Origin of the sequence: Pseudomonas mendocina (assembly GCA_037482215.1) — a bacterium.
GTDB classification, from domain to species: Bacteria; Pseudomonadota; Gammaproteobacteria; order Pseudomonadales; family Pseudomonadaceae; genus Aquipseudomonas; species Aquipseudomonas mendocina_E.
Window position 1 is genome coordinate 4,024,886 of the sequence record CP148074.1, and the last position, 23,974, is coordinate 4,048,859.

General features: G+C 56.5%; 17 protein-coding genes. 3 read left to right on the top strand and 14 right to left on the bottom strand.

Annotated elements, in window-relative coordinates; genetic code table 11:
- The first annotated feature begins 48 nt into the window (after positions 1-48).
- On the top strand, positions 49-666 hold the full coding sequence (locus WG219_18680; GenBank protein WXL25305.1) for an Sbal_3080 family lipoprotein: 618 nt from the start codon (positions 49-51) through the stop codon (positions 664-666).
- A gap of 126 nt (positions 667-792) precedes the next feature.
- Here WG219_18680 and hemE read toward each other — a convergent pair whose 3' ends face one another.
- From hemE to WG219_18735, 11 genes are all read right to left on the bottom strand, one after another.
- Positions 793-1,860, bottom strand: coding sequence for a uroporphyrinogen decarboxylase (gene hemE, locus WG219_18685; GenBank protein ID WXL25306.1), 1,068 nt, complete (start codon positions 1,858-1,860; stop codon positions 793-795).
- 212 nt (positions 1,861-2,072) lie between these two features.
- On the bottom strand, positions 2,073-3,491 hold the full coding sequence (locus WG219_18690; GenBank protein ID WXL25307.1) for an FAD-dependent oxidoreductase: 1,419 nt from the start codon (positions 3,489-3,491) through the stop codon (positions 2,073-2,075).
- Between the two features lie 31 nt (positions 3,492-3,522).
- Entirely contained in the window at positions 3,523-7,971 is a 4,449-nt protein-coding gene (gltB, locus tag WG219_18695) for a glutamate synthase large subunit (protein WXL25308.1), read from the bottom strand.
- A 256-nt stretch (positions 7,972-8,227) separates the two neighbouring features.
- A complete protein-coding gene (locus tag WG219_18700) occupies positions 8,228-9,793 on the bottom strand; it encodes an AAA family ATPase (protein ID WXL25309.1) in 1,566 nt (521 codons plus the stop codon).
- A 10-nt stretch (positions 9,794-9,803) separates the two neighbouring features.
- Positions 9,804-10,907, bottom strand: coding sequence for a 3-dehydroquinate synthase (gene aroB / locus WG219_18705; GenBank protein ID WXL25310.1), 1,104 nt, complete (start codon positions 10,905-10,907; stop codon positions 9,804-9,806).
- 50 nt (positions 10,908-10,957) lie between these two features.
- Positions 10,958-11,449: a shikimate kinase AroK gene (gene aroK, locus WG219_18710; protein ID WXL28042.1), complete on the bottom strand. Its 492-nt coding sequence runs from the start codon at positions 11,447-11,449 to the stop codon at positions 10,958-10,960.
- Between the two features lie 31 nt (positions 11,450-11,480).
- The gene (gene pilQ / locus WG219_18715) at positions 11,481-13,526 is read right to left on the bottom strand and encodes a type IV pilus secretin PilQ (GenBank protein WXL25311.1); all 2,046 of its coding nucleotides are present in this window, start codon (positions 13,524-13,526) and stop codon (positions 11,481-11,483) included.
- Positions 13,527-13,580: 54 nt separating this feature from the next.
- On the bottom strand, positions 13,581-14,102 hold the full coding sequence (gene pilP / locus WG219_18720) for a type 4a pilus biogenesis lipoprotein PilP (GenBank protein ID WXL25312.1): 522 nt from the start codon (positions 14,100-14,102) through the stop codon (positions 13,581-13,583).
- The gene (pilO, locus tag WG219_18725; protein WXL25313.1) at positions 14,099-14,728 is read right to left on the bottom strand and encodes a type 4a pilus biogenesis protein PilO; all 630 of its coding nucleotides are present in this window, start codon (positions 14,726-14,728) and stop codon (positions 14,099-14,101) included. Before pilO ends, pilP begins: the two co-directional genes overlap by 4 nt.
- Positions 14,725-15,297, bottom strand: a complete 573-nt coding sequence (locus WG219_18730) for a PilN domain-containing protein (GenBank protein ID WXL25314.1) — start codon at positions 15,295-15,297, stop codon at positions 14,725-14,727. The genes pilO and WG219_18730 overlap by 4 nt, the downstream gene beginning before the upstream one ends.
- Positions 15,297-16,361, bottom strand: a complete 1,065-nt coding sequence (locus WG219_18735) for a pilus assembly protein PilM (GenBank protein WXL25315.1) — start codon at positions 16,359-16,361, stop codon at positions 15,297-15,299. Before WG219_18735 ends, WG219_18730 begins: the two co-directional genes overlap by 1 nt.
- Positions 16,362-16,542: 181 nt before the next feature.
- On the opposite strand from WG219_18735, the gene WG219_18740 reads away from it, so the two are divergent.
- The gene (locus WG219_18740) at positions 16,543-18,957 is read left to right on the top strand and encodes a penicillin-binding protein 1A (GenBank protein WXL25316.1); all 2,415 of its coding nucleotides are present in this window, start codon (positions 16,543-16,545) and stop codon (positions 18,955-18,957) included.
- A gap of 89 nt (positions 18,958-19,046) precedes the next feature.
- Here WG219_18740 and WG219_18745 read toward each other — a convergent pair whose 3' ends face one another.
- The 3 genes from WG219_18745 to rpmE form a co-directional block, all read right to left on the bottom strand.
- Positions 19,047-20,315 (bottom strand): malic enzyme-like NAD(P)-binding protein, encoded by a 1,269-nt coding sequence (locus WG219_18745; GenBank protein ID WXL25317.1) that lies wholly within the window; start codon positions 20,313-20,315, stop codon positions 19,047-19,049.
- A gap of 146 nt (positions 20,316-20,461) precedes the next feature.
- Entirely contained in the window at positions 20,462-21,286 is an 825-nt protein-coding gene (locus WG219_18750; GenBank protein ID WXL25318.1) for a thermonuclease family protein, read from the bottom strand.
- Positions 21,287-21,288: 2 nt separating this feature from the next.
- Positions 21,289-21,504 (bottom strand): 50S ribosomal protein L31, encoded by a 216-nt coding sequence (gene rpmE / locus WG219_18755; protein WXL25319.1) that lies wholly within the window; start codon positions 21,502-21,504, stop codon positions 21,289-21,291.
- Positions 21,505-21,729: 225 nt separating this feature from the next.
- On the opposite strand from rpmE, the gene WG219_18760 reads away from it, so the two are divergent.
- Positions 21,730-23,949, top strand: coding sequence for a primosomal protein N' (locus tag WG219_18760; GenBank protein WXL25320.1), 2,220 nt, complete (start codon positions 21,730-21,732; stop codon positions 23,947-23,949).
- Positions 23,950-23,974 lie beyond the last annotated feature (25 nt).

Genomic DNA, 23,974 nt, shown 5'->3' on the forward strand with positions numbered 1-23,974 from the left:
TGGCCCGCAACAAGCATCAAGCACCACTCTTTATAAGAAGAACACAGCATGCATTTCGCACTTAAAGCTCAGGGCAAACTGCTCACGGTCGCGGCACTATTCACGTTGCTCGGCGGCTGCACAGCGGTCCAGGTTTCACCACTGCACAGCATCAACCAGCACGTTTGCATCGAAGAAAATCCCGCGGTAAAGGTTGATGACTTTATCCCGGTACTGCAATCCGGCTTCGCCCGCCATGGTATTCAGACCAAGGTTCATTCAACCATCCAATCTGGCGAATGCAGCCATATTGTCACCTACACCGCACGCCGCAGCTGGGATATGGCCCCTTACCTTTCCTCAGCGGAAATCAACGTGCTCGATAGCCAGCGCCGCCAACTCGCCAGCGGCACCTATCACTTACGCGGAAAAGGCGGGCTTTCTCTAATGAAGTGGCAGGGAACCGAAGCCAAGATCGGCCCAGTAATTGATGAAATGCTGGCTCGCACACAGGTTGAGAACCTACCAATGGTGCAGAAAGCGTCTACTGCCCCAAGTCCCGCTGCGGCCCAATCTACTGCTGTGCAAACACTGGAACAGCAGTTGTATCAGTTGAGCCAAGAAAATCTAGATTACCCAGAGTATCAGCGCCGTTATCAGCAAATCATGAATAACGTTGGGTACTAAAGGGCTGCCGTAGGGCAGATTAGAACAGCCTCACCCGTCCTTTACCGCAAAGTACAGCTTCAGCTCCTGTCCCCACAAAAGCAAAGAGGCCAAATAGCGGCCTCTTTGCTTATGGGAGTTCCCAACTTATTGGTGATACTGCGCCGACAGCTCGTGCACAGCCTCGAAGAAGGCACCGGCATGGGCCGGGTCAACTTCCGGGGTGATGCCGTGGCCGAGGTTGAAGACCTGGCCGCTGCCTTTGCCGTAGCTGGCGAGGATGCGGCCGACTTCAGCGCGGATGGCGGCCGGGTTGGCGTAGAGCACGCTAGGGTCCATGTTGCCTTGCAGGGCCACTTTGTCGCCGACGCGGGCGCGGGCGCTGCCGATGTCGCAGGTCCAGTCCAGACCCAGGGCTTCTGCGCCGCTGTCGGCCATGGATTCCAGCCACAGACCACCGCCCTTGGTGAACAGGATGACCGGCACGCGGCGGCCGTCGTGTTCGCGGATCAGGCCGTCAATGATCTGTTTCATATAGCGCAGGGAGAATTCCTGATACGCCGCAGCGGAGAGCGAGCCGCCCCAGGAGTCGAAAATCTGCACGGCTTGGGCACCGGCTTTGATCTGGCCGTTGAGGTACGCGGTGACCGACTTCGCCAGCTTATCCAGCAGCGCATGCATGGCCTGCGGGTTGTCGTAGAGCATGGCTTTGGATTTGCGGAAGTCCTTGGAGGAGCCGCCTTCGACCATGTATGTGGCCAGTGTCCATGGGCTGCCGGTGAAACCAATCAGCGGCACGCGGCCATTGAGCTCGCTGCGGATTTTGCGCACAGCGTCCATCACATAGCCGAGGTCTTGCTCCGGGTCCGGGATCGGCAGGGCTTCGATATCAGCCAGGCTGTTGATGACCTTTTTGAAACGCGGGCCTTCGCCGGTTTCAAAGTACAGGCCCTGGCCCATGGCATCCGGGATGGTGAGGATGTCGGAGAAGAGGATCGCGGCGTCCAGCTGTGGATAACGGTCCAGCGGCTGAATGGTGACTTCGCAGGCCAGCTCGGGGTTCTTCATCAGGTTTACGAAGTTGCCAGCCTTGGCACGGGTTGCGCGGTACTCCGGCAGGTAGCGGCCAGCCTGACGCATCATCCACACGGGGGTGACATCAACGGGCTGCTTGAGCAGAGCACGGAGGAAACGGTCGTTTTTCAAGGCGGACATCGGCAAGATTCCTGGCAATTCGACGGAAACGTCAGCACACAAAGTGTGCAAGCTTATACCACGAGTTGGCGCCCACCTCAGGGAGGGGACTTAAGTAAAAGCGGTGACGTACAACTGTAAAGGGCGGCATTGTCGCAAAGCACAAAACAAAAGGCACGGCGAGAGCCGTGCCTTTTATCTATAGCCTTGATACATATCAGTCCATCGAGAACTTAAACCCCCAGGTAGTCGAGGATACCTTCGGCGGCATTGCGGCCTTCGAAGATCGCCGTCACCACGAGGTCGGAACCGCGCACCATGTCGCCACCGGCGAAGATTTTCGGGTTGCTGGTCTGGTGTTTGAACGCACCTTTTTCAGGTGCGACAACGCGTCCCTGGCTGTCAGTGTCGATGCTGAAGTCATTGAACCAAGCAGCCGGGCTTGGACGGAAGCCAAAGGCGATCAGCACGGCATCTGCCGGGATGACTTCTTCGGAACCTGGAATCGGCTCAGGGCTGCGACGGCCACGGGCGTCCGGCTCACCAAGGCGGGTTTCCACCACTTTGATGCCTTCGACCTTGCCGTCACCGACGATTTCAATCGGCTGACGGTTGAAGAGGAACTTCACACCCTCTTCCTTGGCGTTCTTCACCTCTTTGCGCGAACCCGGCATGTTCTGCAGGTCACGACGATAGGCACAGGTCACGCTCTTGGCGCCCTGGCGGATCGAGGTGCGGTTGCAGTCCATGGCGGTGTCGCCACCACCGAGCACGACCACGCGCTTGCCCTTCATGTCGATAAAGTCTTCCGGCGCCTTCTCGAAACCGAGGTTGCGGTTGACGTTGGCCACGAGGAAATCCAGCGCATCAGTCACACCGGGCAGGTCTTCACCGGGGAAGCCGCCCTTCATGTAGGTGTAGGTGCCCATGCCCATGAACACGGCATCGTACTCATCCAGCAGTTGCTGCATGGTGATGTCCTTGCCCACTTCGGTGTTGAGGCGGAACTCGATGCCCATGCCGGTGAAGACTTCGCGACGATTGCTCAGCACGGTCTTTTCCAGCTTGAACTCAGGGATGCCGAAGGTCAGCAGACCGCCGATTTCCGGGTTCTTGTCGAACACCACCGGCGTTACGCCGTTGCGCACCAGCACGTCAGCACAACCCAGGCCTGCCGGGCCTGCACCAATGACCGCCACGCGCTTGCCTGTCGGCTTAACCTTGGACATATCCGGGCGCCAGCCCATGGCGAACGCGGTGTCAGTGATGTATTTCTCCACCGAGCCGATGGTGACGGCACCGAAGCCGTCATTCAGGGTACACGCGCCTTCGCACAAGCGGTCCTGCGGGCACACACGGCCACACACTTCCGGCAGGGTGTTGGTCTGGTGCGACAACTCGGCAGCGGCGAGGATGTTGCCTTCGGAAACCAGCTTCAACCAGTTAGGGATGAAGTTGTGCACCGGGCACTTCCACTCGCAGTACGGGTTACCGCAGCCCAGGCAACGGTGAGCCTGCTCAGAAGCCTGAGCTGGTTTAAAGGTGTCGTAGATTTCTACGAACTCTTTTTTACGCTGACGCAGCAGTTTCTTCTTCGGGTCTTTGCGCCCGACTTCGATGAACTGGAAGTCGTTGTTGAGACGTTCAGTCATTTCAATACCTCATCAAGCTTCAGGCGCATTGTTATTGCGGGTTGGCACGGGTGCTGGAGAGCAACGACTTGAGGCTGGCAGCCTTCGGCTTCACGAGCCAGAACTTGCGCAGGTAGTCGTCGAGGTTTTCCAGCAGTTCAGCGCCCCACTCACTTCCGGTTTCAGCCACGTATTCGGCCAGCACGTCTTCCAGGTGGCTGCGGTAAGCCTCCATGGCTTCGTTGCTGATGCGCTGGATTTCCACCAGCTCGTGGTTCACACGGTCATAGAAGCTGTTATCCAGATCCAGTACGTAGGCGAAACCACCAGTCATACCTGAACCGAAGTTGTAGCCGGTTTTGCCCAGGACGCAGACAAAGCCGCCGGTCATGTATTCGCAGCAATGGTCACCCGTGCCTTCAACCACGGCGTGAGCACCGGAGTTACGCACTGCGAAACGCTCGCCCGCGGTACCTGTAGCGAACAGCTTGCCGCCGGTTGCACCGTACAGGCAGGTGTTGCCGATGATGGCTGATTCCTGCGTTTTGAACGGGCTGCCGGCTGGCGGAACGATGACCAGCTTGCCGCCAGTCATGCCCTTGCCGACGTAGTCGTTGGCGTCGCCTTCCAGGCGCAGGTTGAGGCCACCGGCGTTCCACACACCGAAGCTCTGCCCAGCCGTGCCTTTGAAGCGGAACGTGATCGGCGCGCTGGCCATGCCTTGGTTACCGTGTTTACGGGCGATTTCGCCGGACACACGGGCGCCGATAGATCGGTCGCAGTTGCAGATGTCCAGGTCAAACTCGGCACCGCTGGCGGACTCGATTGCAGGCTTGGCCAGCTTGACCATGTCTTCAGCCAACTTGCCTTCATCGAACGGCGGGTTGCGGTCAACCTGGCAGAACTGTGGTTTGTCCGCCGGGATGTGATCGCTCCCGAGCAGCGGCGTCAGGTCCAAGTGGCCTTGCTTGTCGGTTTCACCCGGCAGGATGTTGAGCAGATCAGTACGGCCGATCAGCTCTTCCAGGCTGCGTACACCCAGCTTGGCCAGCCACTCGCGGGTTTCTTCGGCGACGTAGGTGAAGAAGTTCATCACCATCTCAACAGTGCCGATGAAGTGATCCTTACGCAGTTTGTCGTTCTGAGTCGCAACACCAGTGGCGCAGTTGTTCAGGTGGCAGATGCGCAGGAACTTACAGCCCAGGGCGATCATCGGCGCGGTACCGAAGCCGAAGCTTTCTGCACCGAGGATGGCAGCCTTGACCACATCCAGACCGGTTTTCAGGCCACCGTCAGTTTGTACACGGACTTTGCCACGCAGGTCGTTGCCGCGCAGGGTCTGGTGAGTTTCGGCCAGGCCCAGCTCCCACGGTGCACCGGCATATTTGATCGAGGTCAGCGGCGATGCACCGGTGCCACCGTCATAACCGGAGATGGTGATCAGGTCGGCGTAAGCCTTGGCCACACCGGCCGCAATGGTGCCAACGCCAGCCTCTGCCACCAGCTTGACCGATACCAGCGCCTGCGGGTTGACCTGTTTGAGGTCATAGATCAGCTGCGCCAAATCTTCGATGGAGTAGATGTCATGGTGCGGCGGCGGCGAAATCAGGGTCACGCCCGGTACGGCGTAACGCAGACGCGCAATCAGGCCGTTGACCTTACCGCCGGGCAGCTGACCGCCTTCACCCGGCTTAGCACCCTGAGCGACTTTGATTTGCAGCACTTCAGCGTTAACCAGGTATTCCGGGGTCACACCGAAACGGCCAGTCGCCACCTGCTTGATTTTCGAACTCTTCACGGTGCCGTAACGGGCTGGGTCTTCACCGCCCTCACCGGAGTTGGAGCGCGCACCGAGGCGGTTCATCGCTTCGGCAATGGCTTCGTGAGCCTCCGGCGACAGCGCGCCGAGGGAAATACCAGCAGAGTCAAAGCGGCTCAGAATAGCGCTCAGCGGCTCGACCTCATCCAGCGGCAGCGGTTTGTCTGCCAACTTCAGGGTGAACAGGTCGCGCAGCATCGACACCGGACGCTTATCAACCAGCGTGGTGTATTCCTTGAACTTGGCGTAGTCGCCCTGCTGTACAGCCGCTTGCAAGGTGTTGACCACATCCGGGTTGTACGCATGGTACTCGCCGCCATGCACAAACTTGAGCAGACCGCCCTGCTGGATCGGTTTACGCGCGCTCCAGGCCTCGTTGGACAGCAGTTTCTGCTCAGACTCGATATCGACGAAGCGTGCGCCCTTGATGCGGCTGGCGACACCACGGAAGCACAGCTCGGTGACTTCATCTGACAGGCCTACGGCTTCGAACAGCTGCGCACCGCGATACGAGGTGACTGTGGAGATACCCATCTTCGACAGGATCTTCAGCAGGCCTTTGGCGATACCTTTGCGGTAGTACTTGAACACCTCATACAGATCGCCCAGCACTTCGCCGGTGCGGATCAGATCGCCCAGCACTTCATAGGCCAGGAACGGATAAACCGCCGACGCACCAAAACCGATCAGCACCGCATAGTGATGCGGATCACGGGCGGTAGCCGTTTCGACCAAAATGTTGCAGTCGCAGCGCAGCCCCTTGTCGGTCAGGCGATGGTGAATAGCACCGGTGACCAGCGCAGCATGGGCTGGCAGCTTACCCGGCGCGATATGGCGGTCAGACAGCACCAGCAACACTTTGCCTGCGCGCACCGCTTCTTCAGCCTGATCGGCCATATTGCGCACGGCGGCTTCCAGACCAATCGACTCGTCGTAGTTCATGTCGATGACATGACGCTCGAAGCCCGGACGGTCCAGCTCCATCAATGCACGCCACTTGGCTGGCGAGATGACCGGGCTGCTGAGAATCACACGGACAGCATGCTCTGGCGACTCTTCAAAGATATTGCGCTCAGCGCCCAGGCACACTTCCAGCGACATCACAATCGCTTCGCGCAGCGGGTCGATTGGCGGGTTGGTCACCTGCGCGAACTGCTGGCGGAAGTAGTCATACGGCGAACGGATACGCTGGGACAGCACCGCCATCGGGGTGTCGTCACCCATCGAGCCGACCGCTTCCTGCCCTTGCTCACCCAGCGGACGCAGCACCTGATCACGCTCTTCGAAGGTGACCTGGAACATCTTCATGTACTGCTTGAGCTGGTCCTGATCGTAGAACGAAGAGCCGTGGTCGGTGTCGTCCAGACGCGCTTTGATGCGGTACGCGCCTTTACGCATCCACTGTTTGTAGGGATGGCGTGATTTGAGGCGATTGTCGATATCGCTGCTGTTGAGGATCTCGCCAGTTTCGGTATCCACCGCCAGGATTTGCCCCGGCCCAACGCGCCCTTTGGCCAATACATCTTGCGGCTCGTAATCCCACACACCAATTTCAGAGGCCAGGGTGATGTAGCCGTTTTTGGTGGTAACCCAACGCGCCGGGCGCAGACCGTTACGGTCGAGCAGGCACACAGCGTAGCGGCCGTCGGTCAATACGACACCGGCAGGACCATCCCAAGGCTCCATGTGCATGGAGTTGTACTCATAGAACGCACGCAGGTCGGCGTCCATGGTTTCCATGTTCTGCCAGGCTGGCGGAATGATCATGCGCACGCCACGGAACAGGTCGATACCACCGGTGACCATCAGCTCCAGCATGTTATCCATGCTCGAGGAGTCGGAGCCTACGCGGTTAACCAGCGGGCCAAGCTCTTCCAGGTCGAAAATCTGGTCGTTGGCGAACTTCAGGCGACGCGCCTGTGCCCAGTTGCGGTTACCGGTGATGGTGTTGATTTCACCGTTGTGCGCGAGGAAGCGGAACGGCTGAGCCAGCGGCCACTTCGGCAGAGTGTTGGTGGAAAAGCGCTGGTGGAACACGCAGATGCTGGTTTGCAGGCGCTCGTCACCCAAGTCTGGGTAGAACTGCTGCAAGTCGGCCGGCATCATCAAGCCTTTGTAGATGATGGTCTTGTTGGAGAAGCTGCAGATGTAGTGATCGCTGTCTTCGGCATTAGCCACCGAAGAACGACGACGAGCACTGAACAGCTTAATCGCGAATTCGCGGTCGCTGAGGCCTTCACCACCGATAAAGACCTGCTCGATCTGGGGCAGACGCTCAAGCGCCAGACGGCCAAGAACGCGGGTATCGACCGGCACTTTACGCCAGCCGACAAGGGTCAGGCCCGCTGCCAGGATCTCGCGGTTCATGTTTTCGCGAGCGGCTTCGGCTTTAACCGGGTCCTGGTTGAAAAACACCATGCCGACGGCGTACTGCTCCGGCAGTTCGGCATTGAAATGCTGCTGAGCCATGGCTCGCAGGAAAGCGTCTGGTTTCTGAATCAGCAGACCACAGCCGTCACCGGTCTTGCCGTCGGCGTTAATGCCGCCGCGGTGGGTCATGCATGTCAGGGCTTCAATTGCGGTCTGCAACAGGTGATGGCTCGCTTCACCCTGCATATGGGCAATCAGGCCGAAGCCGCAGTTATCCTTGAACTCATCAGGACGGTACAAACCTGCTTTCATAGCGACACTCTCACGGTATTGCCCGGTACATCAGGCAAATTGTTTTTCTAATCCATCCTATTTCCTGCCGAGCGGGCACGGGCAATCGCCAACGTGCCGCAAGCTAGGGACGGACTACTCACCGACCCTGCGCTACACATCTCAGATTCTGGCGTTTATTTAAGAAAATGCGCGCAGACACGTCGAATTTGGTTCGGACGCATATTGGTGCGAACCAAATTCGACTGCACCAAAACCGAATGCAATTAGCAGGCCATTAACGACCTGACACCGCCTCAGTTTTGATACTCGCGATGCTGCGGGCCCATGGTTTACCGGCTTGCAGCTCTGGAGAGAGTTTACTGACAGCCGCTTTAGCAGCAGCTTGGCTGGAGAACTTGCCGTAGGTCACCACAAAAAGCGCACTTCCTTGGTGCATTTTTTTGTAGTAATGAAATTCCGCACCATTTTTGCGCAAAAACTCTTGCGCTTTGCTCTCACTTCCTGTCACGAATACCTGAAGCACATACTGATGCCCTGGTTGCGCGGCATACCAGCCTGCGTTTCCTGCACCGCTTGAGGGCGTGGTGGCCGCAGGTTTAACGGGCTGAGGTGCCGGAGCGGGCTTAGGCGCTGGGGCAGGAGTAGGTTTGGGCTGCTGCGCAACCACCGGCGCGGGCTTAACCGGCTCAACCGGTTTCACTACGGGGGGCGTCTGCACGGGTGCTGGGGCCGGAGTAGGTGCAGTTACCGTCACTGGTTGACTGACATTCGGCGTAGCAGGCGGCAGGTTTGCCAGCTCCTGCGGGTCTCCTTCCCCCATTCCCGATGCCTGAGCTAGCGGCTCACGAATCACCGGTTGCGCCTCACCCACCAGAGGCAATGGCAGAGGCTGGTTAGCGCCTTCAAACTGTATCGAAGGTGCACCACCCTGCTCACCAGCAGGCGCCTCAGTGGTGGCTGGTTGCTGCGCAACTTGTGGCGAGGTGGTACCACGCCCTTGCATCAACCACGCAGCAACCACAGCAATACCCACGACCGCCAAGGCCAGCAGGTGTTTACGCGGCAGTTTGAATGAGCTTGATCCACCAGCGGCTGCACCACGTTTGACCACCATGGCATCTGCCAGTGTTTCACGGGCCACTTGGTTGATCAGGCCCGGCCAGCCACCGGACTGCTCATGAATCTCGCTGATTTGCTCATCAGAGAAGAGCTCAATGCCCTGCCCAGCGCCTTCCAGACGCTGCGACATATACTCGCGCGTCTCGGCTTCTTCATAAGGCAACAGCTCAATGGCGTGAAAGGTTTCCTCACCCGCAGCGGCCACCTCAAGGCGCGGAACCAGATCAGGCTCGGCAAACAGGAAAACGTGAGGGCGGCCTTCGGCATTACCCGCAGCCAGACCGAGCAGCGCAGTCAGCGCTGCATCGCTGAGGTCTTCAGCATCATCAATCAGGACATACACTTCCTGCCCGGTCAGAGCCAGCTGGGCCACCTGAGCCAAGATGCTATCCGCGTCGGGGCGAGCCACCTGCAGCCCTTGAGCAACCTGCCGCAGGATACTGGCCGGATCGGAGGCACCGCGGGCAGACACTACAACGCTTTGCACGGTCTGCTTATTGGTGCTGGCAACCAGCGCCTGACGCAGCAACGTCTTGCCACTGCCTTGCGGCCCGGTGACAACCAATAACAGCTGACTGTAACGCGCCAGATGGTGCAACTGCCCCAGCACCGGCTTGCGCTGGGCCGGGAAGAATTTAAACCCCGGCACCCGCGCCGCAAAAGGGTCGTGGGTGAAGTGATAGTGATCTAGAAACGCCTCGTCAGCATGCAAACTTGTCATGGGCCACTCGTTAGTTATTCATCTGAGCCAACTGCGCCGCGTAATCCGCCGACAGCGTGGCATCCAAAATATCCCTTGGAAATTCACCGGTCACGACCGCCTCTCCCAAGCTGCGCAACAACACCAAGCGCAACTTGCCATCAAGGACCTTCTTATCGACCGCCATATGCTCCATAAAATCCGCAGCAGTCATATCTTCAGGCGGTACTACTGGCAAACCAGCCTCAATAAACAGGCGAACTGCACGTTCGCGATCGGCACGACTGATCCAGCCCAGTCGCTCCGACATATCCAGCGCCATCACGGTGCCTGCGGCTACCGCCTCACCATGCAACCACACGCCATAGCCTTGGTGGGTTTCAATGGCATGACCAAAGGTATGACCGAGATTCAAGGTTGCACGCACGCCGGACTCACGCTCATCGGCCGCCACAACCCGGGCCTTGGAAGCACAGGAACGCTCAATAGCATAGGTGAGCGCCTGGGGATCGAGATTACGCAGCGCCTGCATGTTCTCTTCCAGCCAGGTCAGAAACGGCTCATCGCAAATAAGGCCGTATTTGATCACTTCAGCTAGGCCGGCTGACAATTCACGCGCCGGTAATGTGTGCAAACTCTCAATATCAATCAGAACAGCCTGAGGCTGATAAAAGGCACCCACCATGTTTTTGCCCAGTGGGTGGTTGATACCGGTCTTACCTCCTACCGAGGAGTCCACTTGAGACAGCAAGGTAGTCGGCACCTGAATAAAGTTAACACCGCGCTGGTAACAGGCCGCCGCAAAGCCTGCCATATCACCAATCACACCACCACCTAGGGCAACGATGGTCGTTTTGCGGTCATGGCGCGCACTCAACAGACCATCAAAGATCAGCTGCAGGGTTTCCCAATTCTTGAAGCTTTCACCATCAGGAAGGACAACAGAGGTCACCGAGTAACCCGCCAGGGCCTTCTCAAGCTTGGCAAGATAAAGGGGGGCGACTGTCTCGTTGGTCACGACTGCAACCTGCCGCCCCACGATATGAGCGGTCAGAAGTTCACTGCGAGACAGCAGATCTGCCCCGATATAAATCGGGTAGCTGCGCTCACCCAAGTCGACATGAAGAGTCTGCATAAAGCCCCCAGTTTGCAAAGGGCCTAGGATAGCGCAGATCGCTCTGCGCTTTAACGGGGAGATAGGATTGCAAGACGATCAAGGATTTCCTGCACCACCATGCGTGGCGGACGCTCATCGGTCTCGATGATGATGTCAGCGATTTCCCGATACAGCGGATCACGCACAGCAAGCAGTTCACGCAACACCTTTCCCGGATCATCGCCGCGCAACAACGGGCGATTACGATCACGGGCAGTACGATCTATCTGCTGCTCCACAGAAGCATGCAGATAGACCACGTTGCCACCCTGTTTAAGTGAGGCACGGTTCTCAGGACGCATTACCGCCCCACCACCTGTAGCCAACACAATACCGTCTGATTCACACAGGTCAGCGATAACCGCCTGCTCACGCTCACGGAAACCCTGCTCACCTTCTACATCGAAGATCCACGGGATATCCGCACCAGTACGCGTTTCAATTTCCTTATCGGAATCCTTGAACGGTAGCTTCAACTCTTTGGCCAGCAGCCGACCGATGGTGCTTTTACCCGCCCCCATCGGCCCGACCAATATCAGATTTTTTACCAACTTAACGACTCACCGCGATTGCCTGATTGTTCATGATTCGCGGAGTCAGGAAAATCAGCAACTCAGATTTCTTATCCTGAACAATATCCCGACGGAAAACTCGGCCGATATAAGGCACATCCCCCAGGAACGGAACCTTATCCACAGACTTGGTCTGTGTATTCGAGTACACACCACCAATCACAATGGTTTCCCCGTCCGCGACCAGCACCTTCGCATTCACTTCGTTCTTCTGAATAGCCGGAACACCACCAGTGGAAGCTACTACAGAGAAGTCCGGGGCATCTTTATTGACCTTAACTTCCATTAGGATGCGGTTATCCGGTGTGATCTGCGGGGTCACCTCAAGAGACAAAGCAGCTTCTTTGAAGGAAGTAGTAGAAGCACCGCTGGAGCTGGCCTCCTGATAAGGAACTTCGGTACCTTTCAGGATCTTCGCTGTTTCCTTATCAGAGGTGACAACCTTAGGCTGAGACACCACTTCACCGGAGCCAGTCTTCTCCATAGCACTGAGCTGCAGATCCAGAATGGCATTGTCGGTGATGAATCCAATGCCGATACCAGAACTACCCGCAACAGCCATATCTACAAACGGACCAGCCGCGCCACCAGCGCCACCGCCGAACGTCCACTTGTCATCCCCCGTTAAACTTCCGCCCCAGCGAACACCCAGTGCCTTGTCATAATCGACATTAGCTTCGACGATGCGCGCTTCGATCATCACCTGGCGGACGGCAACGTCCAGCTGAGAAACAATACGACGCAACTCATCCAAACGCTCTTGAGTTTGGTAAGCGATGATGCTGTTGGTGCGATCATCTACAGTGACAGAACCCCGGTCATCCGAAAGCCCCTCACCACTGGCCACTGATTGGAAAAGCTTGGCGATATCAGAGGCTTTAGCGTAATTCACCTGAATCAGTTCACGGCGCAAAGGAGCCAGCTCAGCAATCTGCTTCTGGGCTTCCAGTTCCTGACGCTCACGTGCAGCAATTTCATCCGCAGGAGCAACCAACAGAACATTGCCGATCTTGCGCTTATCAAGGCCTTTGGTTTTCAGAACCAAGTCCAAGGCCTGATCCCATGGCACGTTTTGCAGGCGCAGGGTGATATTGCCGCTAACCGTATCGCTAGCCACCAAATTGAGGTCGGTGAAGTCAGCAATCAGCTGAAGAACAGAACGAACATCAATATCCTGGAAGTTAAGCGACAGTTTTTCACCGGTATAAGCAAAGCTTTCTGCCTTGCGCTGCTCCAGCTCACGCTCGCTCAGTTTCTTGATGCTCAGCGTCAGTTTGTTATCTGCCTGATAAGCCAGATAATCAAAAGTACCCGTCGGCTCAATGACGATCTCTGTCTCGCCACGGGACTCAGATGCGCTTACGTATTGGACCGGGGTTGCAAAATCTTTCACATCCAAGCGCACACGCAGCGACTCAGGCAGTTGAGTCTTAGCGAACTTCAGACGAATCTTTCCGCCCTGTTCTTGGATATCCGGGTTGAGTGATGCATCGGACAAGGAAATAACCACGTTACCTTCGCCCTGCTCCCCGCGCTGGAAATCAATGTTCTGAACAACCCGACCTTGAGGCGCAAAAACCTTAGCAGGCGCAGGTGCTGGTGCGGTAACCGGAGCCGCAGAAGGCTGATTCGACGCGGCAGCACCTGCGCCCTCACCCACGACCACATAAACGTTATTACCTTCAGCCCGCGTATTGTAGGGCGAAAGATTAGTCAGATTGACGATAAGGCGAGTACGGTCCCCTGCCTCAACTACCGTCACACTGCGTGCATTACCTACACCCAGATCCTTGTTCTTGACCCCCAACTTATTGGCGACGCCAGGCAAATCAAGAGCGATGCGAGCGGGTTGATCAATTGTGTACCCACGCGGGGCCAGAACCGGCTCATCAAAAGATAGCTTCAGCTCAACACGATCACCAGGCAGCGCAGCTACATCCAGCCCTTGCAGATTAGCGGCGAGAACTTCCGGAGAAAGAAATACCGCCAGCAATGGAAAACATAGATGCAGTACTGACTTATTCATTGGGCGATTCCGTTTGGCAGACAGATTATATTTTTTCATATCTAATCAACTCCCCTAGGAGCTCTCCTTGAGGGTAATACTGCGTGGCCGCTCGAGCCATCCACCTTCACCGTCCGGGACGATTTCAACAACTTCGACTTTGGCATCATCGATTGAGATGATGCGGCCATGGTTACGCCCCAAATAATCGCCAACGCGCACACGATGAACGCCGCTGGCAGCATTGATCAAAGCAAATACCCCACCATCATTCGAAAGTGTGCCAACCATCTGGAAGGATTCAATATTGAACTCCTCCAAGAACTGCTTAACCCTGTTCTCGTCAGGCTTGATATTGCTGGAGCCTTTTTGACGAGCTGTCAGATCAATTTTTACCGGCGGCTGGAACGGGCTACGCAGAGACGCAGCACCATATGTGAAACTCTCATAGGGTAAAAACGTAGGCAAAGGCTCAATAGCCCCTTTGGGCTGAGCACGTACTTCATCCATAAAGGTTTGCAGGTCAGAGAAATCCCCATTCCCACAGCCAGCAAGCCCTAATGAAAGAACAGCAATAAGGGAATAACGAATTGTCATTTTGTCACTCCCTTATCGTTATAACGGTATGTCTTAGCCAAGATACTCATGCTGAGCACAGATGACCCTGCCTCGTTTTTGGCGCCTGGCTTCAACTCAAAGTCATGCAGAGTAACAATACGCGGCAGGCTCGCGACGCCACTGACAAAAGTTGCCAAGTCATGATAAGAGCCAAACACTTTGATCTGAATTGGAAGTTCGATATAGAACTGCTGAGTGATTTCAGGCAGTAACTTGATTTCCTCAAACTCCAAACCGCTACCTAAGCCAGTACGAGTAATATCCTCAAGTAACCCAGGCACCTCGGTATCGCTAGGCAGCTGCTTGAGCAAAGCCCCAAAAGACAGCTCCATTTCAGCCATTTGCTCTTTGTAGGCCTCAAGGTTCGCCGCCTGATGCGCCTTGCTTGTGAACTGCTGCTTCAGCGAACTTTCCTCAGCTACAGCCATATCAAGCTGCGACTGCATGTCGCTGATATAAAACTGGTAACCCAGGCCAAGAATGGCGACAAACAGCAGGATCCCGCTAATGACCTTTACCGCTACAGGCCAGGAACCTACGTTATTGAAATCAAGGTCATTGATATCAATCTTACGGAGACTCTCCAGCGACTCATTAAGACTCATTGTTTAGCCCCCTCAACTTCTTTTTCCGGCTCAGTCTGCTGTACCGTCAACTTAAAGACGTTGGCCTGATCAACCGCTCCAGCAGTAACAGATTTAACTTCTGTCAAATTGGGAGAAGCCAGCCAGTCAGAGGAGTCAAGGCTGCGCATAAGCGCAGAAACACGGTTATTGGATTCAGCTGCACCAACAATCGCGATGTTCTTGCCTGTTGTTTTTACTTCAGTGAAATAAACACCATCCGGCAACGTTCTAACCAACTGGTCAAATATCCGACCAATAATAGGTCGATTACCCTGAAGATCCTGAATAATCTTCATACGCTCAAGCAACTGCTCACGGCGTGTCTTGAGATCTCGGATTTCCTTGATACGATTATCCAGCGATGCAATTTCAGAACGTATGAACTGATTGCGTGCATTCTGCTGTTCAATTGCGCCGCCCAAGTATTGTCCGGCTAAGAAAACAGCTGCCGCAGCAACCAGGAAAACACCACCCAGGGAGGCTAAGAAGCGCTGTTTACGCTCTTCGCGCAATTGTTCGCGCCAAGGTAGAAGGTTGATCCGCGCCATTAGTCGAAACTCCTCATCGCCAGACCGCAGGCAATCATCAGGGCTGGTGCATCGCTCGCAAGCGCTCCAGCATTGACCTTGCCACTCAGCGCCATGTCAGCAAACGGATTAGCCACCAACGTGGGCGTACCGATTTTTTGCTGAATAAGGCGATCCAGATCAGGAATTGACGCGCTTCCGCCAGCTAAAAGGATGTAGTCCACATCATTAAACTGGCCGGCGGCAAAGAAGAACTGCAGCGAACGCGAAACCTGCTGCACGACAGCTTCTTTAAACGGTTGCAGAACCTCAACGTCGTAATCGTCAGGCAGTCCACCCTGTTTTTTCGCCAGCCCGGCCTCTTCGACGGACAGGCCATAGCGACGCTGAATTTCTTCGGTCAGTTGGCGACCGCCGAAAAGCTGCTCACGGGTATAGATAGTGCGCCCGTTATGCAGAACACTGAGCGTTGTCATCGTGGCGCCAATGTCAACGACAGCTACAGTCAGGTCATTCCCTTTTACCGGCAGCTGATCGACCAATAGGCTAAACGCACGTTCCAGCGCATAGGCTTCAACATCGACCACTTTGGCCGTCAGCCCTGCATGAGCCAGCGCAGCCTCACGAACTTCGACGTTCTCTTTTCGACAGGCAGCCAGCAGCACATCGACTCGCTCAGGATTTCTCGACGAAGGGCCCTGAACTTCGAAGTCAATCGCAACCTCTTCCAGAGGGTAAGGAATATACTGATCAGCCTCGATCTTGAGCTGATTCTCTCGGTCATCGTCCGAGAGCCCAGCTTCCATATCGATGATTTTGGTGATCACAGCAGAACCAGCCACAGCCACCGCTGCAGTTTTTACGTTGGTTTTGGCTTTGACCAAGACTTTTGAAAGGGCCTGCCCCACACCTTCCAGTTCAGCAATGTTCTTTTCAATAACAGCGTTTGAGGGGAGCGGCTCAACAGCATAAGCCTCTACTTTGTAGCGGCTTCCAGAGCGACTCAATTCGAGGAGCTTCACGGAAGTCGAACTGATATCGATCCCGAGAAGCGTGTTCGCTTTCTTAGTAAAGAGCCCTAGCACGACCGATTTCCTATTGTCATCCGCAACTTACGGACTATTTATGTTTTTTCACATTAAATAACAGTCTTGACAGAATCGCAAATGGCTACCCTGTAAAAAAACCGCTTATAATGTGATCAGTTTTATTCTCTCAACCCCAGGCCAATCTTAAGCCTTTCTTTTATTTGGAAATCCACACACCTTGATGCGACTTCTGCGTTTCTTTTTTTGGGCCGGGATTGCAGCTTTTTGTGGCCTAGCTCTCAGTTTGAGCGGTGCATTCCTTTACCTGAGCCCCAGCCTCCCCTCCGTGGAATCCCTGCGCAGTATTCAGCTGCAGATTCCGTTGCGTGTCTATAGCAGTGACGCAAAACTAATTGCAGAGTTTGGCGAAATGCGCCGCTCCCCCATTGCATTCAATGAAATCCCCCAAGACTTTATTAATGCATTGCTGGCCGCTGAAGATGACAACTTTGCCAACCATTACGGTGTGGACCCTACCAGTTTGGTGCGCGCCGCGAGTCAGATTGTCAGAAGCGGTCAGATCCAAACTGGGGGCAGTACCATCACTATGCAGGTCGCGAAGAACTTCTTCCTGACCAGCGAGCGTAGTTTCTCACGAAAGATCAACGAAATACTTCTTGCCTTACAAATTGAACGAGAATTGAGCAAGAACGAAATTCTCGAACTTTATGTAAACAAGATTTATTTAGGTAATCGCGCTTACGGTATTGAAGCTGCCGCTCAGGTTTATTACGGAAAATCTATTCGTGATATCACCCTTGCCCAGATGGCAATGATCGCTGGCCTGCCAAAAGCGCCCTCGCGATTCAACCCGCTGGTTAACCCGAAGCGAGCCTTGGAACGCAGGGACTGGATCCTCGGGCGACTCTATACGCTGGGCAAAATTGACAAGCAGCGTTACGACCAGGCCATCGCAGAACCCATTAATGCCAGCCATCATGTCCAGCAACCTGAACTCGTTGCACCCTACGTGGCAGAAATGGCCCGGGCAGAAATGGTCGGCCGCTATGGCAGCGAGGCTTACACGGAAGGCTTTAATGTCACGACTACGATTCCGAGTGAACTGCAGATCGCGGCTAACAATTCAGTACGTGAAGGCCTGATCACTTACGATCAACGCCACGGTTACCGTGGACCAGAAGCTCGCCTGCCGAACCTGAGCAAAGAACAATGGCTGGCCGAGCTGAGCAAGCGTACGCCTCGCGGCGGGATGGAACCTGCCATCGTCACCGCGGTTGAGAAAAGCGGCATTCTCGTCCTTCTGCGCAACGGCGAAGAGCAGGCAGTCAGCTGGGACAGCATGAAATGGGCACGCCCCTTCATCAACTCCAACAGCATGGGACCTAACCCTCGCAGCCCTGCGGACGTAAGCAAAGTCGGTGATCTGATCCGTATTCTGCGCAAGGATGATGGCAGCCTGCGCTTTACTCAGGTGCCTGCAGCACAAAGCGCCCTGGTGACACTTGACCCAGACAGTGGCGCCATCCGCGCCCTCGTAGGCGGGTTCTCATTCGAACAGAGCAACTATAACCGTGCCATCCAAGCCAAGCGCCAACCCGGCTCTAGCTTTAAACCCTTCATCTATAGTGCAGCACTGGATAAGGGCTACACCGCAGCCACGCTGGTGAACGACGCGCCCATTGTCTTCGCAGAAAATAGCCAGTCCCAAGTCTGGCGCCCGAAGAATGACAACAACACCTTCCTCGGCCCGATCCGACTGCGTGAAGCGTTGTATCGCTCGCGCAACATGGTCTCGATACGACTGCTGCAAGACCTTGGCATCAACAGCACCCTGAACTACATCGAGAAGTTTGGCTTCGATAAGAAAGACCTGCCGCCTAACCTATCCCTTTCGTTGGGCACGGCGAGCCTGACACCGATGGAGATTGCCGAAGGCTGGAGCGTTTTCGCCAACGGGGGCTACAAGGTTGAGCCGTATTTGGTGCAGTCAATTGAGGACCGCAACGGCAAGCGCCTGTTTACTGCCAACCCAGCGCGAACACCGGCCGGCATCAGCAAGGCGGCGGAACACAATGCACTGGCCATCAGCGTTGGTGACCAGCCACTGCCTGAGGCACCGATCGAGGCCAAGCGAGTGATTGACGGCCGTACGGCCTACATCATGACCAGCATGCTCAAAGACGTCATAACCCGTGGCACGGGACGCAGGGCGCTGGCCCTGAAACGTGACGACCTTGCAGGGAAAACGGGCACCACCAACGAGTCTAAAGACAGCTGGTTCTCCGGATACAACGCGGACTACGTCACCACCGTTTGGGCGGGTTTTGATCAGCCTGAAAGCCTGGGTCGCCACGAGTATGGCGGTACTGTGGCCCTGCCAATCTGGATGAGTTTCATGGGCGAAGCCCTCAAGGGCAAACCAAGCCATGAACAACCAGAACCGGAGGGGCTGCTGACACTGCGTGTAGACCCGTACAGTGGCCGCGCAGCTACACCGGATACGCCGAATGCCTATTTCGAGCTATTCAAACTTGAGGACTCCCCACCACCGGTTGGCGAGTTCGATCCAGGTTCCAGCATTCCAGGCAGCCCTCTACCTGCCGACGAAATGGCGCCACTGGATCTGTTCTGATTACCCCAAAGGCCCGTCCGACGATGGGCCAGCCCTGAGTAGCAGACAATAAAAAACCCGCCTAAGCGGGTTTTTTATTGCAGTTCCGATTAGGCCTTGAAGACATCATCAACAGACTGCAGCGGGTAGTGCGCCGGGTATGGCAGCGTCGCGACACCACTTTCAATGGCAGCTTTGGCGACTGCATCACACACCACATTGATCAGACGCGGGTCCATCGGTTTCGGAATGATGTACTCACGGCCGAAAGACAGCTCAATGCCGCCGTATGCATCGCAAACCTCTTGCGGAACCGGCAGCTTAGCCAGATCGCGCAGGGCTAGAGCGGCTGCAATCTTCATTTCTTCGTTAATACGGGTCGCACGAACGTCCAGCGCACCACGGAAGATGAACGGGAAGCCCAGTACGTTGTTGACCTGGTTCGGGTAGTCGGAACGACCGGTTGCCATGATCACATCATTGCGAGTCTCGTGAGCCAGTTCCGGTTTGATTTCCGGATCAGGGTTGGAGCAAGCAAATACGATTGGGTTCGGGCCCATACGACTCAGGTCTTCTGCGCTGAGCAGGTTAGGACCGGACAGACCAACAAACACATCAGCACCATCCAGAGCATCGGAAAGCGTGCGTTTTTCAGTTTCGCTGGCGAATACAGCTTTGTACTGGTTCAGGTCGTCGCGACCAGCATGAATCACGCCTTTACGGTCGACCATGAAGATGTTTTCGATCTTCGCACCCATGCTCACCAGCAGCTTCATGCAGGAGATTGCAGCAGCACCCGCACCCAAGCAGACAATTTTGGCCTCTGGCAAGCTCTTACCGGCGATTTCCAGGGCATTGAGCATACCGGCAGCCGTCACAATTGCAGTGCCATGTTGATCATCGTGGAAAACCGGAATGTCGCACTGTTCGATCAGCGTGCGTTCAATTTCAAAGCACTCAGGGGCTTTGATGTCTTCCAGGTTGATACCACCGAAGGTGATGGAAATACGACGTACCGTGTCGATAAAAGCCTGCGGACTCTCGGCTTCGACTTCGATGTCGAACACGTCAACACCAGCAAAGCGTTTGAACAGCACACCTTTACCTTCCATCACCGGCTTGGAAGCCAGCGGGCCAAGGTCACCCAGGCCCAGGATGGCGGTACCATCAGAAATCACAGCAACCAGATTGCCCTTGCCGGTGTAGCGATAAGCCAGCTCTGGATCACGCGCAATTTCACGCACAGGCTCAGCAACACCTGGGCTGTAAGCCAGGGCAAGGTCGCGAGCGGTGGCAGTTGGCTTGGTTAACTCGACACTCAACTTACCCGGGCGGGGATTAGCGTGGTATTCGAGAGCGGCTGTTTTTAAATCAGACATAATGGCATTTCCGCTAAGGGAGGGGGTTGAACAGGCAGGCGGGAGGATACGCAACTTGCACTCAGCTGTACAAGTTCACCAGCGCCGCAGCAGCTGCTGTAGCGCACACTTTGCGCCCTCACCGCGCCACCCACTGCCACTCCATTTCAAGGCAATCGCTGCAACATGACATCCCCCGTTAGGGGTAGAAGCCAGCGAGCTTGCCCGTCACGTACTTTGCCACGCTGAGCACGATCTATTACCCAACCGCGCGCCTCTACGTTTTGCCCTTTCAGTGCATTGAGCTCGGCGAGATCAAAGTTTCTCAAGTCCTGGCGGGAAATATGCAGCACCAGCGAATCGCCCATTTCCAACCATACCCCGCCGCCATTGCGGTCAACGCGCTGGACACGCCCCTGAATCAGGGCAAAACCGCCAGTACGAATATCCCCAGGGGACAGGACATTGATTTGTCGCCACAGGCCCGCCCGTTCGTCGCGAGCGGCTCGCTCAGCCGACTGCTGGCAACTGACAAGATCAAGATTAGGCGCCACTGCAACGAGAAATCCTAACCCCTCCGCAAGCAGTTGAGCTTCAAGATTTCGTCCACTTTTGTCGTAGGCATGCGCCAGCGTACGCCCGTAGCGGTCCTTACTCTCTTGACCGACTTGCAAGGCAACCCTGCCGTCGCTGGCATCCACCAGCGCCTGTAAACGACGTCTCGCGGCTTCAGCAAAGGGTTCGGCAGTACGTCCCTGGCGGCCCAATTCCGGCGTGTTGATACCTATCAGACGGACATTACGCCCATCCTTAAGACGCAGGGTGTCACCATCGACTACCCGCTGTACCTCAACCTGCGGCAATTTGCCCGGCACCGGGCAAAAGGCGTTGGCGCTGAGCGTAAAAAGAGCGGAAACAAAAAAGGCGCCCACTTGGGACGCCTTTTTCATTCGCTCGGCGTAGCCCTTGGGGCTTTCCGATGCGGCTCGCATGCTTACTGCTTGGAGCCGAACATGCCGAAACGCTGCTTGAAGCGATCAACACGGCCGCCAGTATCCAGCATTTTTTGCTTGCCGGTGTAGAACGGGTGGCACTCGTTGCACACGTCCAGGCTCAGCGGCTTAGCCAGAGTGGAGCGAGTTTCGATAACGTTGCCGCAGCTGCAAGTGGCGGTAACGGCTTCGTATGTCGGATGGATATCGGCTTTCATGATGATTCCTCAGGTCTGTCGTGCCGCCACCAGACGTTATTGTCGGGTACCGCACGGAATTAGGGGCGCGATAATACCAGAGCGCAGCATTGACGCAAGCTGCAGTGTTATCGGGGCGACGCACTGCTCGTGCTAACATCCCCAGAATTATCTGCATGACACCATCGCCGGCCGGGTCATAGCCCCGCCAAGCACCAGTCGTACCGTGTTCAGGAGTTTTACCGCGTGCCCGACGCCATTCTGCGCCTCGCCCTGCCCTCGCCCCTGCGCCGCCTGTTCGACTACCTCGCCCCGGCGAATGTGCCGCGCAGTGCCTTGCAGCCAGGAGCTCGCCTGCGGGTGCCTTTTGGGCGACGGGAGGTAATCGGCATTTTGGTCGAGGTCGCTCATCAAAGTGACGTTCCCCCTGAAAAGCTCAAGCCAGCGCTGGAGTTGCTTGACCCGAAATCACCGATTCCCGAGCCGCTGTTTAAGCTCTGTTTGTGGACGGCCCAGTATTACCAACACAGTCTTGGTGACACATTGAGTTGGGCCTTGCCCGTGCTGCTACGCCAGGGTGAACCCGCTGAAGCCCGACAGGAACGATTTTGGTCAGTTGTCCCCGGTGCTAAAGCGGACGACCCGCGCTTGAGCCGTGCCCCGCGCCAGCGCGATGCCCTGAAAACGCTGGCCCAACATCCCCACGGCGTGGCTCACCAGTTACTCAGCAAGCTGCAACTCAGCAAAGACAGCCTGGACTTGCTCAGGGAAAAGGGGCTGGTTCAGGTGGAGGTGCGGCGTTTGGCCGCTCATGAGCGCCATGGCCCTTGGCTGGCTCAGCCCGAGTTGCCGCTGAATGCCGAGCAGAGGGCCGCCACTGACGCCATTCGCTCTGGTTTTGGCGACTTCAAAACCTTTTTGCTGGCCGGTGTCACCGGCAGCGGCAAGACCGAGGTTTACCTACAGCTGATCCGCGAAACCCTTGAGGCCGGCAAGCAGGCACTGGTGCTGATTCCTGAAATCAACTTAGGCCCACAGACCCTGGCGCGTTTTGAGCAACGTTTCAACGCCCGCATTGCTCTGCTGCACTCGGCCGTCAATGACCGCGAACGTCTGGATGCCTGGCTTGCGGCCCGGGACGGCGAGGCCGACATTATCATCGGCACCCGTTCCGCGCTGTTTACCCCGATGCAACGCCCCGGCCTGATCATCATCGACGAAGAACACGACGCCTCTTATAAGCAGCAGGAAGGCCTGCGCTATCACGCCCGCGATTTGGCCGTGGTCCGCGCCCATCAAGAGAACATCCCAATTGTGCTGGGCTCGGCCACGCCGTCACTGGAAAGCCTGCACAACGCCCACAGTGGTCGCTACGCCCTGCTGCGCCTGCAACAACGGGCCGGAGGCGCTAAGGCGCCGCGCTATATCCGACTGGACGTAAAAAGCCTGCCGCTGGACTCCGGCATTTCTGGCCCGCTACAGCAGGCCATCCGCCAAACGCTGGATGCCGGTCAGCAAGTGCTGGTGTTCCTCAATCGCCGCGGCTTTGCTCCAACCTTGCTCTGTCACGACTGTGGCTGGTTCTCCGAGTGCCCGCGCTGCGATGCGCGGATGACCGTACACCAACGTTCCCGTGAGTTGCGTTGCCACCACTGTGGGCATGTGGAGCGCCAGCCCAGCAACTGCCCGACCTGTGGCAAAGTCGACTTGCGCCCCGTCGGCGCAGGTACTGAACGAGCCGAAGAGCGCTTGGAAATTCTTTTCCCCGACGTGCCAGTGCTGCGGGTCGACCGCGATAGCACCTCACGCAAAGACGCCATGAACAACCTGTTCAAGACCGTTCAACGTGGCGAACCGTGCATTCTGGTAGGCACGCAGATGCTCGCAAAAGGTCACCACTTTCCCCGTGTGACCCTGGTGGCGATTCTCGATGCGGATGGCGGCCTGTTCTCTGCTGACTTCCGCGCCAGCGAGCGCATGGCGCAACTCATCGTACAGGTGGCAGGTCGTGCAGGTCGTGCCGAGGAGCCGGGCAAGGTGGTCATCCAAAGCCACCTGGCCGACCACCCGCTGTTGGTTCAACTCACCGAGCAAGGCTATTTCGCTTTTGCCGAGCAAGCCCTCAGCGAACGCCGCGCCGCCGGCCTGCCGCCCTTCTGTCACCTTGCCCTGCTGCGCGCTGAAGCGCATAAACCAGGGCAAGCCGAAGACTTTCTCGATCAGGCTTGCAGCGAAGCTGAGTACTTGCTGGGCGAGTTGAACCTGAGCGGTATCGAGCTGCTTGGCCCGGTGCCCGCCCCGATGGAGCGCCGTGCCGGGCGCTTCCGCGCCCAGTTACTGCTGCAAGGCAACGCCCGCGCAGGGCTGCATCGCCTACTCCATTACTGGATGCCGGTACTGGAACAGATGCCCAGCGGACGCGCCGTGCGCTGGTCGCTGGATGTGGACCCCATCGACCTGTTCTGAGCACAGGCCGCCCTATGCGCGGCCT

Bases quoted from the DNA above. Each gene is read 5' to 3' on its own strand.
- pilQ (WXL25311.1), bottom strand. From the start codon at position 13,526: ATGAATAAGTCAGTACTGCATCTATGTTTTCCATTGCTGGCGGTATTT.
- aroB (WXL25310.1), bottom strand. From the start codon at position 10,907: ATGCAGACTCTTCATGTCGACTTGGGTGAGCGCAGCTACCCGATTTAT.
- WG219_18745 (WXL25317.1), bottom strand. From the start codon at position 20,315: ATGTCTGATTTAAAAACAGCCGCTCTCGAATACCACGCTAATCCCCGC.
- gltB (WXL25308.1), bottom strand. From the start codon at position 7,971: ATGAAAGCAGGTTTGTACCGTCCTGATGAGTTCAAGGATAACTGCGGC.
- WG219_18680 (WXL25305.1), top strand. From the start codon at position 49: ATGCATTTCGCACTTAAAGCTCAGGGCAAACTGCTCACGGTCGCGGCA.
- rpmE (WXL25319.1), bottom strand. From the start codon at position 21,504: ATGAAAGCCGATATCCATCCGACATACGAAGCCGTTACCGCCACTTGC.
- WG219_18750 (WXL25318.1), bottom strand. From the start codon at position 21,286: ATGCGAGCCGCATCGGAAAGCCCCAAGGGCTACGCCGAGCGAATGAAA.
- pilP (WXL25312.1), bottom strand. From the start codon at position 14,102: ATGACAATTCGTTATTCCCTTATTGCTGTTCTTTCATTAGGGCTTGCT.
- WG219_18690 (WXL25307.1), bottom strand. From the start codon at position 3,491: ATGACTGAACGTCTCAACAACGACTTCCAGTTCATCGAAGTCGGGCGC.
- aroK (WXL28042.1), bottom strand. From the start codon at position 11,449: ATGGGGGCGGGTAAAAGCACCATCGGTCGGCTGCTGGCCAAAGAGTTG.
- pilO (WXL25313.1), bottom strand. From the start codon at position 14,728: ATGAGTCTTAATGAGTCGCTGGAGAGTCTCCGTAAGATTGATATCAAT.
- hemE (WXL25306.1), bottom strand. From the start codon at position 1,860: ATGTCCGCCTTGAAAAACGACCGTTTCCTCCGTGCTCTGCTCAAGCAG.
- WG219_18700 (WXL25309.1), bottom strand. From the start codon at position 9,793: ATGACAAGTTTGCATGCTGACGAGGCGTTTCTAGATCACTATCACTTC.
- WG219_18730 (WXL25314.1), bottom strand. From the start codon at position 15,297: ATGGCGCGGATCAACCTTCTACCTTGGCGCGAACAATTGCGCGAAGAG.